9 protein-coding genes are annotated in these 12,219 nt (G+C 61.8%); 4 read left to right on the forward strand and 5 right to left on the reverse strand.

Annotated elements, in window-relative coordinates; genetic code table 11:
* Positions 1-156 precede the first annotated feature (156 nt).
* From JAB8_RS23320 to JAB8_RS23330, 3 genes are all read right to left on the reverse strand, one after another.
* Positions 157-2,409, reverse strand: coding sequence for an arginine/lysine/ornithine decarboxylase (locus tag JAB8_RS23320; protein ID WP_070291610.1), 2,253 nt, complete (start codon positions 2,407-2,409; stop codon positions 157-159).
* A 238-nt stretch (positions 2,410-2,647) separates the two neighbouring features.
* Entirely contained in the window at positions 2,648-3,133 is a 486-nt protein-coding gene (locus JAB8_RS23325) for a dihydrofolate reductase (RefSeq protein WP_070291611.1), read from the reverse strand.
* An 8-nt stretch (positions 3,134-3,141) separates the two neighbouring features.
* On the reverse strand, positions 3,142-3,927 hold the full coding sequence (locus JAB8_RS23330) for an alpha/beta hydrolase (RefSeq protein WP_070291612.1): 786 nt from the start codon (positions 3,925-3,927) through the stop codon (positions 3,142-3,144).
* Between the two features lie 204 nt (positions 3,928-4,131).
* Between JAB8_RS23330 and JAB8_RS23335 the strand changes: the two genes are divergently transcribed.
* The 4 genes from JAB8_RS23335 to JAB8_RS23350 all read left to right on the forward strand — a co-directional run bounded on the left by JAB8_RS23335 (position 4,132) and on the right by JAB8_RS23350 (position 10,009).
* Entirely contained in the window at positions 4,132-4,707 is a 576-nt protein-coding gene (locus tag JAB8_RS23335; RefSeq protein WP_070291613.1) for a TerD family protein, read from the forward strand.
* A 251-nt stretch (positions 4,708-4,958) separates the two neighbouring features.
* Entirely contained in the window at positions 4,959-6,209 is a 1,251-nt protein-coding gene (locus JAB8_RS23340) for a TerD family protein (RefSeq protein ID WP_070291614.1), read from the forward strand.
* Positions 6,210-6,218: 9 nt separating this feature from the next.
* Positions 6,219-7,562: a VWA domain-containing protein gene (locus JAB8_RS23345; protein WP_070291615.1), complete on the forward strand. Its 1,344-nt coding sequence runs from the start codon at positions 6,219-6,221 to the stop codon at positions 7,560-7,562.
* Between the two features lie 185 nt (positions 7,563-7,747).
* Positions 7,748-10,009, forward strand: a complete 2,262-nt coding sequence (locus JAB8_RS23350) for an outer membrane beta-barrel family protein (RefSeq protein ID WP_070291616.1) — start codon at positions 7,748-7,750, stop codon at positions 10,007-10,009.
* On the opposite strand, the gene JAB8_RS23355 is transcribed toward JAB8_RS23350, so the two are convergent.
* Both JAB8_RS23355 and JAB8_RS23360 read right to left on the reverse strand, forming a co-directional pair.
* The gene (locus tag JAB8_RS23355; RefSeq protein ID WP_070291617.1) at positions 10,006-11,046 is read right to left on the reverse strand and encodes an SMI1/KNR4 family protein; all 1,041 of its coding nucleotides are present in this window, start codon (positions 11,044-11,046) and stop codon (positions 10,006-10,008) included. The two genes, JAB8_RS23350 and JAB8_RS23355, sit on opposite strands and share 4 nt — an antisense overlap.
* Complete coding sequence (locus JAB8_RS23360; protein ID WP_070291618.1) at positions 11,046-12,020, reverse strand: thymidylate synthase; 975 nt, start codon at positions 12,018-12,020, stop codon at positions 11,046-11,048. Before JAB8_RS23360 ends, JAB8_RS23355 begins: the two co-directional genes overlap by 1 nt.
* Positions 12,021-12,219 lie beyond the last annotated feature (199 nt).

Raw genomic sequence — 12,219 nt, forward strand, 5'->3', positions numbered from 1 at the left:
AACAAACGTCAGAATTAACCGTTTTTAACGAACGTCACGACGGTTCATCCAATCGTAGCGAGCGGAAGCGAATTGTGGCCGAGAAGCGCAACCGTACTGAAGTACGGTGAGCATCGCAGGCCGCAAGTCGCGACGCGCAGCAGATTGGATGAACTGTTACTGACGGACGCAATCGACGAAGTAACCGCGCTTGCCATCGACCTCGCGTTTCACCAGACCATGCACATCCGTCTCGAAGCCCGGGAAGCGCTCGTTGAAGTCGCGCGCGAAGCGCAGGTAGTCGACGATGGTCTTGTTGAAGCGCTCGCCCGGGATCAAGAGCGGGATGCCTGGTGGATACGGCGTCAGCAGGATGGACGTGATGCGGCCTTCCAGTTCGTCGATGGCCACGCGCTCGATTTCGCGGTGCGCCATCTTGGCGAACGCGTCCGACGGCTTCATGGCGGGGATCATGTCCGACAGATACATTTCCGTCGTCAGGCGCGCCACGTCGTACGCCTTGTAGAAATCGTGGATTTGCTGGCACAGGTCGCGCAAGCCCATTTTTTCGTAGCGCGGGTTGGCCGCCGCGAATTCCGGCAGGATGCGCCACATCGGCTGGTTCTTGTCGTAGTCGTCCTTGAATTGCTGCAAGGCCGTCAGCAGGGTATTCCAACGGCCCTTGGTGATGCCGATGGTAAACATGATGAAGAACGAGTACAGGCCGCATTTTTCAATGATGACGCCGTGCTCGGCCAGGTATTTGGTGACGATGGACGCGGGAATGCCCGTGTCGCCGAACTGGCCGTCCAGCGACAGGCCCGGGTTGACGATGGTCGCCTTGATCGGGTCGAGCATATTGAAGCCGGGAGCGAGGTCGCCGAAGCCGTGCCAGTCATCCTCGGCGCGTATCATCCAGTCTTCCTGCTGGCCCATGCCTTCGTCGTTGAAGGTGGACGGACCCCACACCTGGAACCACCAGTCCTGGCCCCATTCCTGGTCGATCTTCTTCATGGCGCGGCGGAAATCGAGCGCTTCCATGATCGACTCTTCCACCAGGGCCGTGCCGCCCGGCGCTTCCATCATGGCCGCGGCCACGTCGCACGAGGCGATGATGGAATACTGGGGCGAGGTCGAGGTGTGCATCAGGTAAGCCTCGTTGAAGGCATCCTGGTCCAGCTTGACCATGTCCGATTCGCGCACGAGGATTTGCGAGGCCTGCGACAGGCCGGCCAGCAATTTGTGCGTGGACTGGGTCGAGAAGATCATCGATTCCTTGGCGCGCGGACGGTCCTTGCCGATGGCGTGCATATTCTTGTAGAAATCGTGGAAGGTGGCGTGCGGCAGCCATGCTTCATCGAAGTGCAGGGTGTCGATCTTGCCGTCCAGCATTTCGCGCAGGGTTTCCACATTGTAGATCACGCCATCGTAGGTCGATTGCGTGATGGTGAGAATGCGCGGCTTCTTGTTCTTCGCTTCGCGCGCGAACGGGTTCGCCTCGATCTTGCGGGCAATGCTTTCCGGCGTGAATTCATGCAGCGGGATGGGGCCGATGATGCCCAGATGATTGCGCGTCGGCATCAGGAACACGGGAATGGCACCGCACATGATGATCGAATGCAAGATTGATTTGTGGCAATTGCGGTCGACGACGACGATGTCGCCCGGTGCCACGGTCGAGTGCCACACCATCTTGTTCGAGGTCGAGGTACCGTTGGTGACAAAATAGCAATGATCGGCATTGAAGATGCGCGCCGCATTGCGCTCGGACGCGGCGACAGGGCCCGTATGGTCGAGCAGCTGGCCCAGTTCCTCGACGGCGTTGCAGACGTCGGCGCGCAGCATGTTTTCACCGAAGAACTGGTGGAACATCTGGCCGATCGGCGACTTCAGGAAGGCCACGCCGCCCGAGTGGCCGGGGCAGTGCCACGAGTAGGAACCGTCGTTGGCGTAGTGCACCAGCGCGCGGAAGAACGGCGGCGACAGGCCGTCCAGGTAGGATTTCGCTTCGCGGATGATGTGGCGCGCGACGAATTCCGGCGTATCTTCGAACATGTGGATGAAACCATGCAGTTCGCGCAGGATATCGTTGGGGATGTGGCGCGAAGTGCGCGTCTCGCCGTACAGATAGATCGGGATGTCGGCGTTCTTGTAGCGGATTTCCTCGACGAAGGCGCGCAGGGACTTGAGCGCGTGGTCCGTTTCCTCGATGGAACCGCCGCCGAATTCTTCATCGTCGATCGACAGCACGAAGGCTGACGCGCGCGATTGTTGCTGGGCAAATTGCGACAAATCGCCGTAGCTGGTCACGCCCAGCACTTCCATGCCTTCTTTTTCCATTGCGGCGGCAAGGGCGCGAATACCCAGGCCGGACGTATTTTCAGAACGGAAATCCTCGTCAATGATGACGATGGGGAAACGAAATTTCATGCATGTCTCCAAAAAAGCAAGCCGCCCCTGACAGATGTGAAGGGGCGGACTAGGGCGCGACGGTCAGGCGGTGGTACAACCCGGCAGCCGCAGAAAAAAAATAAGAACGGGATTCTCGCAGAAATGCGGCGTCTGCGGGAAAAAAATATCGCATCAAAGCGTCACAAGCGTACGCTAGCGTGACGCATGGGTGTGACAGGGGTATTACAGCAACATGCTGGCGATCGACATCACCTTATCAGGCTTTGCGTTCCAGCGTGACAAAGGTGTAAGGCAGGCCGGATTTCTCCGAAACATGGGCCTCGCGCGCTGTTTCTTGCCATACGGCATGGTCCACTGCGGGGAAAAACGCGTCGCAATCAAAGGTCTGGCCGATTTCCGTGATGATCAAGCGCTGCGCCAGGGCCAGCGACTGCCGGTAAATCTCGGCGCCGCCGATGACGTAGCCTTCGGCGCCGTCCAGCAGGGCGATGGCCGCTTCCACCGACGAGACCGCTTCCACGCCCTCATGGCGCCAGTCGGCATTGCGCGTGATGACGATGTTGCGGCGGTTTGGCAGCGGCCGGCCGATGGAATCGAAGGTCTTGCGGCCCATGAGGATGGGGTGGCCCGTCGTCAGGCGCTTGAAATGCGCGAGGTCTTCCGGCAGTTTCCACGGCAAGGTGTTGTTGATGCCGATGCCGCCTTGCTGGTCGGTGGCGACGATGATGGTCAAATGGCTCATTGCTTCTGTCAAAGTGGTGGGGGCGGGGCCCGATGCCCGTCATTATCGTTGAAATTGCCGGCAGCCTCCAGATGCGCACGCATGGCTTGCGCCAGCTCGCTTGGTGCTTCCAGCGGAATCATGTGGCCGGTGTTGTCTTTTAGTAAGTGCAAGGTGGCTTGCGGCAGGCGGGCCGCCATGGCGCGCAAATCGTCGGGATGGACGAGCTTGTCGTCTGCGGCGCCCACGATCAGCACGGGGAAATCGAGTTCCGGCAGGCATGCCATCAGGTCGGGGCGGTCTATCGTGGTGATGAATTGCGCCAGCAGCACGTCCTTGCCCAGGTCCAGGCCCATTTGCCGGATCAGGCCCGTGATGGCGGCATCGTCCAGGTGCGACGGGTGCAGCAGTTCACGCAGGCGCTGGCGCGTGATGCCCGCATAGGCATTGCGCTCGAGCATGGCGACGATGCGCTGGCGCGCTTCGATTTCCGCCGGCAGCAAACCTTTGGCGGAATTGGCGATCAAAGTCAAGGATTGCACGCGTTGCGGGTGCGTCAGCGCGTGTTCGAGCGCCAGGTAGGCGCCCAGCGAAAAGCCCACCAGGTGGGCTTGCGGCGCACTGTGGCTGGCGATCAGCTCCTGCATTTGTGGGCGCGTGCGTGCCTGGTGCAGGGGCACGTGCCGTAGATCGAAGGCGTCGCCCAGGGCAGGCGCCAGGCGTGACCACAAGCGTTCATCGCACAGGGTGCCGGGGATGCAGTCGAGTTGTATCTTGGTATTGTTCAAGGACAAACCTGGGTTCAAGTCGCTCATGAGGGTGAAAATTTTTGTCGAGCGGCATTATCCGTTATTTTGCGTATTAGGACAGCCGTACGGCATTTTCCGCATGGCATTATTTTCAATAGTGCGCCGCTGACAAGCAGGAACTTTATGGTAGGCTCATGGCTCATCAAGCCGGGGTACCGGCGACGTGACCTGAAACACCGAATGCAACCCACACATTAAAGAGGAAACACCATGGCGATCAGTTTGCAAAAAGGCGGCAATGTCAACTTGAGCAAGGAAGCTCCTGGCTTGAAGAAAATCGTGATTGGCCTGGGCTGGGACCCGCGCGCCACCGATGGCGCCGCTTTCGACCTGGACGGCAGCGCCTTCCTGCTGAAAACGGATGGCAAGGCCCGTTCCGACGCTGATTTCATTTTTTATAACAATCTGAAGTCGGCTGACGGCTCCATCGTCCACGCGGGCGACAACACCACGGGCGGCGGTGACGGCGACGACGAGAAAATCGCCGTCGACCTGGCCAACGTGCCGGCCGACATCGACAAGATCGCCGTGGCCGTCACCATCCACGATGCGGAAAACCGCAAGCAGAACTTCGGCATGGTGGGCAAGGCTTACATCCGTTGCCTGAACGGCGACAACGGCACGGAAATCGCCCGCTACGACTTGTCGGAAGACGGCTCGACGGAAGCGGCCATGATCTTCGGCGAAATCTACCGCGCCGGCAGCGAATGGAAATTCAAGGCCATCGGCCAGGGTTTCAAAGGCGGCCTGGGCCCCTTGGCACGTTCTTTCGGCATCAACGCCTAATAACACCTGTCAAAACCTACTGCGCGTCGCGATTTGCGGCCTCCGATGCTCACTGTGCTAAAGCACAGCTCCGCGTCTCGGCCACAACTCGTTGCCGCTCGCTACGGTTTTGTCAGGCGTTGCAATGTAAAAAAGCGGCCCATGGCGGCGTTGCGTCGCCATGCACGTTCCGTACTATTCGTACTGTCTTCGGACGACGCGCCTTGCCCTGAGCCGTTGTCCGAAGCTCCCACACCTGAATACATCATCCCATGGAAAACCTGATCAAGGGGCAGCGCCTGGCGCTGTCCGGCCTCGTCACGGGCAACGTCGTGCAGCTGGGGCTCGCCAGCGCTGGCGTGGCGCTGGATTTTGCCTGTTTCGGCCTCGATGCCGCCGGCAAATTGTCCGACGACCGCTACATGACTTTCTTTAACCAGCCGCGCACGCCGTGCGGCGGCGTGGAAACCTCGGCGCCGTCCGGCGATGCGGCCGGCTTCAGCTACCAGCTGGACCGTTTGCCTGCATCCATCGACCGCCTCGTCGTCACTGCTGCCATCGATGGCGCGGCCACCATGGCGCAGCTGGGCAGCAGCTACCTGCGCCTGCTGGACGGCGGGCGCGAACTGGCCCGCTTCGCCTTTGCCGGGCCTGATTTTGCACAGGAAAAAGCCGTCATGCTGGGCGAGTTCTACCGCAAGGACGGCGGCTGGCGCTTCATGGCCGTGGGCCAGGGTTTTAACGGCGGCCTGGACGCGCTGGTCGCCCATTTCGGCGGCGAAGTGGCCGAGGCCGCGCCAGAGCCTGCGGCGGCGAAGATTTCCTTGTCGAAAATTTCGCTGACCAAGGCGGGGCAGACGCACAAGGTCTCGCTGGAAAAGGGCGCGGGCGCGCCGAACAAACTGACCGTCAAGGCCACCTGGGTCGACAACGGCGATGGCGACGACGATAACGACGACCTCGATTTGCGGGTCGGCATCCTCTTGCCGAACGGCCAGATGCGCTTCATCCAGGCGCCGGACACGGCCGGGAACTTCGACCGCATGCCTTTCGTGCGCCACCTGGGCGACGTGGCCGGTGCGGCGGGCAAGGAACCGGCCACGGAAACGGTGGAAGTCAATCCTGCGCTGGCGCAGCATTACGGCGGCACGGTGGGCCTCGTCTTCAGCGTGTACTCGGCGGTGGCCAACGGCGCCGTGTCGGTCGCCTCCATGCGGCCGAAGATGGTCATGCAGTATGGCCAGCAGATCGTCGAGTGCGACTTCGATTTCCGCCTGTCCAAGGCTGCCGACGACGATTCCGTCTACACCTATGTGATCGGCATGGCGCGCGTCACGCCCGACAGCATCATCCTCGAGCCGTCCGGCAAGACGTCGGAGCCCGGCAGCGAAGCGACGCCGTGGCTGAGCTGGCAGGGCGAGAATCTGCAGCTGGCCTTCAACGGTCCCGTCGTCTTCAAGGGCGAGGACAAGGAAGATGAAGATGATTGCAATGCGGACAATCCACGCCGCTATATCGCCTAGGAGACACTGATGGAAACCTTGTCCAAGGGTCAGCGTCTGCCGCTGGCCAATCTCGTTCCCGATGGCGTCTTGCAGGTCGGCGTTGCCGCGCATGGCCTGGCGCTGGACGTGGCCTGTTTCGGCCTCGATGCGGCCGGCAAACTGTCCGACGAGCGCTACATGACTTTTTTCAACCAGCCGCGCACGCCGTGCGGCGGCGTGGAAGCGCGCGCCGGCAGCGGCGGCGACATGGCCGAGTTTGCCTTGCAGCTGGCGCGCTTGCCGGCCGGAATCAACCGCCTCGTCGTGACGGCTTCCATCGATGGCGGCGGCGTGATGTCGCAACTGCAATCGGGCCACGTGCGTTTGCAGGCGGGCGGGCGCGAGCTGGCCCGCTTCGCGTTCGCGGGCAGTGATTTTGCGCAAGAAAAAGCCGTCATGCTGGCAGAAATTTACCGCAAGGATGGCGGCTGGCGCTGCATGGCCGTGGGCCAGGGCTTCAATGGGGGCCTCGATGCGCTGGTGCGCCACTTCGGCGGCGAAGTCGACCAGGCCACTCCTGCCACCCCTGCCGCGCCTGCGCAGGCTTCGGCCGTCATGCAGGCAAAGATCAATCTGGAAAAGCGCGTCGAACGCGAGGCACCGCAACTGGTGAGCCTGGTCAAGCAGGCGGGCGTGTCCTTGCAAAAAGTGGGTCTGTCGGAGCACCGCGCCAAGGTCTGTCTGTGCCTCGATATTTCCGGCTCCATGGGACGGCTGTACAAAGAGGGGCTGGTGCAGCGCTTTGCCGAGCGCATCCTGGCGCTGGGCTGCAAGTTCGACGACGATGGCGAGATCGACGTTTTCCTGTTCGGCAAGAACGTCCACCATCCGGCACCGATGGCCTTGAGTAACTGCAATACCTACGTAGGCCAGGCCATACAGCGTCATCCGCTCGAAGGCGACACGCGCTATGGCGCCGCCATGCAGGCGATCCGCGCGTTTTATTTCCCAGACAAGGCCGGCGGCGAGCGCACGCGGCCCATCGCGGCCGAGCTGCCCGTGTACGTGATGTTCGTCACCGATGGCGGCACCAGCGACCAGGCGACAACGGAGAAACAGTTGCGCTGGGCCAGTAACGAGCCCATCTTCTGGCAATTCATGGGCATCGGCAAGGGACGCAAGTCGAAAAGCAAGTTCCTCGCCGCCTTTGCCGATTCCGATTTCCCGTTTCTGGAAAAGCTCGACGAACTGCAGGGCCGCCTGGTCGACAACGCCAATTACTTTTCCGTCAGCTCGCCCGACGAGCACAGCGACGCAGAACTGTATGATTTATTGATGACGGAATATCCGGGCTGGCTGAAACTGGCGCGCGGCAATGGCTTGCTGAGGTAACGTAAAGATAGCGCAAAGGTCATCGGATGAGGCTGTACAGCCACAAGTGCAAGAGATTTGTAAATTGAAGTAAATAACAATGGTTCGCATTTGCTTTGCTCCTTGCAATCGTGGCATGCTTGGCATGTGCTCTCACGCTGCGGCGTAGTGCCTCATCCGTAGCGTCTCGATTATCTTTTAGCCAAATGCATAAACTTCTTTTCCATTGCCTGGCGGGCGGCAGCCTGCTCGTCTCCGGCGCCGCTGTCCAGGCGCAAACCGTCACCGGCGACAATGCCGTCAAGCCGGCGCCGGCCGCCGGGTCTCCGCCGTCCGTCAGCGTGACGGCCGAACGTCCCACGGGCCGCATCGACCGGCAAGTCTACGACGTCAAGTCCGACGTCGGCAGCACCAATGGCACGGCGGCCGATGCCTTGAACAATGTGCCGTCGGTGGCCGTCGATCCCGATGGGGCCGTCTCTCTGCGCGGCAGCAGCAATGTGCAGATCTTGATCGATGGCAAGCCGTCGGCCATGCTGCAGGGCGATTCGCGCGGCGCCACCCTGAACGCCATGGCCGCCGACGATATCGAATCCGTGGAAGTGATCAACAATCCCGGCGCCCAGTTCGGCAACGAGGCCGGTGGCGGCCCGATCCTGAACCTGGTGATGCGGCGCAACCGCAAGCCGGGCGGTTTTACCACCGTCAACGCGAATGCGGGCATTGCCGGACGCTACAACAGCTCCGTCTCCGGCACCTATAACGAGGGGCCGTGGGGCTACCAGGGCGGCATCAATGTGCGCCATGACGGCCGCAATTCCGTGGCCGAGGTCAGCCGCGAGCGCCTGGAGCGTGGCACGGGCGCGTTCGCCCCCAGCAGTCAGCAGTCCACCAGCAATGGCTTGAACGACTCGCTGGGCTTGCATGGCACCGTCAATTACAACCTGAACGCCAACGACACCCTTGCCGCCAGCGTGTCGTATAACGGGCGCAGCAACGACCAGCGCTCGCTCGACCGCTACCTCAATGGCGACAGCACGGGCAGCACCATCGGCGACTATGTGCGCAGTACCGTGCGCAACGGCGACAGCCGCAACTACAGCTGGGGCGCGCGCTACGACCACAAGGGCGAGTTGCCGGGGGAAACTCTCAAGATCGATTTGCGCGTGTCGTCGTCGACCAACGAGAGCGACAGCGATTACGCCAATACCTATGCGGTGGCGCCCGTGAATGCCTTCGACAGCCGCGCGCGCCAGCACAGCGAGACGGGCAACCGCATCGTCGACTTCAGCGGCGACTACGAGCGTCCGCTGGCGGGCGGCACGGCCAAGCTCGGCTACAAGGTGGCCGACAACAAGAGCAGCTTCGACACCCTGTACACGGACATCAACCCGGCCAGTCTGCTTGCCACCGTCAACCCCATGCGCAGCAACCGTTTCGAGCTCGACGAACGCACCATTGCGCTGTACGGCTCCTACCAGATGCGCCTGAGCGAGCGCTGGGGTGCGCTGGCCGGCTTGCGCGCCGAATACACGGACTTGAACGTGCGCCAGATCACCAGCGGCGTCGAGGCCGGCAACAATTACATCAACTACATTCCCAGCCTGTTCGCCACGTATAAGGTCAGCGACGAGAGCAACCTGCGCTTCAGCTATGCGCACCGCCTGCGCCGCCCGAGCGCGGGCGACCTGAACCCGTACGTGATCTACCGCGATGAGTTCAATGTGTCGGCCGGCAACCCGAAGCTGAAACCCACGCAGACGGATTCGTTCGAGATCGGCTATGAAACCAAATTGTTTGGTCTGGAAAGCAGCTTGCGTGCCTACCACCGGCGCGACACGGATGCCATCGTCGATTACCGCTATTTCATCAGTGACAATGTGCTGCTGACAACGCGGGAAAACGGCGAGGGCAGCCATTCGAGCGGCCTGGAGTTCAGCGTCAGCGGCAAGCTCACGCCATCGTTGACCCTGAACACGAGCGGCAACCTGGCGCGCAGCCAGCAGACGAGTTCCGACGACCTGGGCAACCGCAGCACGCGCACGGCGAATGCCCTGAGCGGCCGCGCGCGCCTCAATTACCAGATCAACCCGGCCAACCAGCTGCAGCTGGCCCTGCAAATGCAGGGCAAGATGCTGTCGGGACAGGGCTACCGTTCGCCGAACAACACCTTGAACGTGAGCTGGCGCCACACGGTGACGCCGCAGCTGAGCCTGGTCATGAATGTGACCGATGTGTTCAGCAGCAACAAGATGGAAACCGTCATCAACAGCGCTTCCTTGCGCGAGACGAGCACGCGGCGCTTCGATGGACGCATGATTTACGTGGGGCTGTCGTACCGCCTGGGCGGCGCCACGTCGGCGGCGAAAGAGGGCGAACGGGAACCTCGCTTCGGTCCGCCGGGCGGACGGGGGCCGGGCGGCCCAGGCGGTCCCGGCCCTGGCGGACCGGGAGGCGAAGCAGGCTAGGCCGCCGCCGCGATCTCGTTCAGGAAGTCGATGAAACTGTCCGCATGGCGCTCGAAGCGCCATGCGCCCATGCCGTGTTCTGCCGTGTACACGGGCGCATCGCCGCCGGCAATGGCGCCCAGGTCCAGGCAATACGGATCGGCGCCCGCGTCGGCGATCACCAGGTATTGTTCCGGCCAGCCGGCGATGGCGGCGCCGCTGACGGCATCCCAGGCGTAACCGTACTGGGCCTTGACCAGCTCGGCCGCGCCGTACAGGCTCAAGCCCTGGAAATACTGTGGGCTGTCGATCAACACCCGCAGCGGCGAATGGCAAGCGAGGAAGCGCCGGTACTGCTCCGGCAAGGTCCAGCGCTGCGCGATGCCGGCCATGTCGGCGGCGCTGGCGATGCTCAGCCAGTTCGAAGGCTGCGCCAGATCCTGCTCCTTCTTGCGCCGGGCCGCCAGCTTTTTCTCCAGCCTGGCGGCAGCCTTTTCCAGCGGCGTGCGCGGTTCATCGAGCGCCCCGTGGGTGACGGGCGCCGCATGGCCTGCGCCATCCGGGTAGCCATCGCGCTGCCAGGCCTGCACAGCCACCAGTCGCAGCTGCTCTTCCTTCCAATGGCCGGGATCGTACGGCAAACCGGCATCGAAAGGCTGGCGGCTGAAGACGGCCAGGCTTTTCACGGCCTTGGCGCGCACGCTCAGCTTGGCATTTTCCGCAGTGGCCAAGGCCACGAGCGGAGCATACGCCTCCTTGCCCATGCTTTTGAGCATGCCATCCACGCCCCAGTAGGCGAGGCCGTCCATATCAAGGCTCCAGCTGAAAAAATCGCCGTATTCTCCCGGTTCGGCCAGGGCGACGATATCCGTCATCAGGAAGGCGCGCCAGTGCAGCAACTGGCCTTCCCTGGCGTAGGCGGTCAGGATAGCGAGCACGGCTTGCCGCTCGTCGGCCGCATGCTTTTTCAGCAACCGGTCTTTCAGCTTGGAAAACTTAACGCCGTCCGTTTCGTCAAACAGCTTGCGGTGCAGGGCTGCCAGCGGTGCGACCGCCATCAGACGGCCATCGCCGCCTTGATCGGCGCATGGTGTTCATAACCTTCCAGCGAGAAATCCGACGGTTCGATCTTTTCCAGCCATTCCGGTTCGTATTTGCCCGTCTTCGCGTAATCGGGCACGCGGTCGGAAATGACAAACTTGGGCGCCGGGAACGGCGTGCGCTTCAATTGTTCTTCCACCATGTCGAGGTGGTTTTCATAGATGTGCGCGTCGCCGATGAAGTAGGTGAACCAGCGCGGCGTGTAGCCCGTCAGGCGCGCCACCAGGTGCAGCAGGGCCGCGCCTTCGGCGATGTTGAACGGCGTGCCCAGGCCGATATCGTTGCTGCGCACATATAAACACAGCGAAATTTCGCGCGTGCTGGCGTTCGGGATGAACTGGTACAGCAAGTGGCAGGCGGGCAGGGCGACGGCATCGAGCACGGCCGGGTTCCAGCCGTGGAACAGGATGCGCCGGCTGCCTGGATTGGTCATGATGGTGTCCAGGCATTCGCGCAACTGGTCGACGGCCTTGTACAGCAGCACTTTTTGCACGCCGTCCTCGACGATGGGGGCGACCAGGGTAAAACCGTTCGCTTGCGCGTCGGCGATTTGCGCGGGCTGGTCGGCGTCGAGCAGCTTGTACGCGGGCCATTGACGCCATTGCACGCCGTACACGGGACCGAGGTCATCCTCGCCTTCGCGGTAGGGGTTGGCCAGCCATTGCGCATTTTCATTGGCGTTCTGGTCCCACACCTTGCAGCCCAGCGCGCGGAACTCGGCCGCGTTGCGCGAGGCGCGCAGGAAGGCGCACAATTCGCCGATCACGGATTTGAAAGCCAGTTTCTTGGTCGTGACGGCAGGGAAGTTGCCGTTGGCCAAGTCGAAACGCATCATGGCGCCCGGCACGCTCAGGGTGCGGATGCCCGTGCGGTTGTCTTGCCAGCTGCCCGTTTCGAGCACGGTCTTGATCAAATCTTGATATTGCTGCATGTATTTCTCCAACGGTAAGGATGGTGATTGTAACGCAGGCGCGACAGGCGGTCTGCGGGCCGCATACATAATTACGCGGCCGGCTTACCTGTAAACATGACTCTGTGGTAATTTGTGTGTCCTTGAAGAAATACACAGAAACGGCAGACGCTGCACCATGTTCTTGCGACAATTTGTAAATAATAATAACGGCGCCGTA

It is taken from the genome of Janthinobacterium sp. HH106, from assembly GCF_001758725.1.
In the GTDB taxonomy this organism is placed as follows: Bacteria; Pseudomonadota; Gammaproteobacteria; order Burkholderiales; family Burkholderiaceae_D; genus Janthinobacterium.

Excerpts from the sequence above, each read along its gene's own strand:
- JAB8_RS23320 (WP_070291610.1), bottom strand. The coding sequence starts at position 2,409 with ATGAAATTTCGTTTCCCCATCGTCATCATTGACGAGGATTTCCGTTCT.
- JAB8_RS23325 (WP_070291611.1), bottom strand. The coding sequence starts at position 3,133 with ATGAGCCATTTGACCATCATCGTCGCCACCGACCAGCAAGGCGGCATC.
- JAB8_RS23330 (WP_070291612.1), bottom strand. The coding sequence starts at position 3,927 with ATGAGCGACTTGAACCCAGGTTTGTCCTTGAACAATACCAAGATACAA.
- JAB8_RS23335 (WP_070291613.1), top strand. The coding sequence starts at position 4,132 with ATGGCGATCAGTTTGCAAAAAGGCGGCAATGTCAACTTGAGCAAGGAA.
- JAB8_RS23340 (WP_070291614.1), top strand. The coding sequence starts at position 4,959 with ATGGAAAACCTGATCAAGGGGCAGCGCCTGGCGCTGTCCGGCCTCGTC.
- JAB8_RS23345 (WP_070291615.1), top strand. The coding sequence starts at position 6,219 with ATGGAAACCTTGTCCAAGGGTCAGCGTCTGCCGCTGGCCAATCTCGTT.
- JAB8_RS23350 (WP_070291616.1), top strand. The coding sequence starts at position 7,748 with ATGCATAAACTTCTTTTCCATTGCCTGGCGGGCGGCAGCCTGCTCGTC.
- JAB8_RS23355 (WP_070291617.1), bottom strand. The coding sequence starts at position 11,046 with ATGGCGGTCGCACCGCTGGCAGCCCTGCACCGCAAGCTGTTTGACGAA.
- JAB8_RS23360 (WP_070291618.1), bottom strand. The coding sequence starts at position 12,020 with ATGCAGCAATATCAAGATTTGATCAAGACCGTGCTCGAAACGGGCAGC.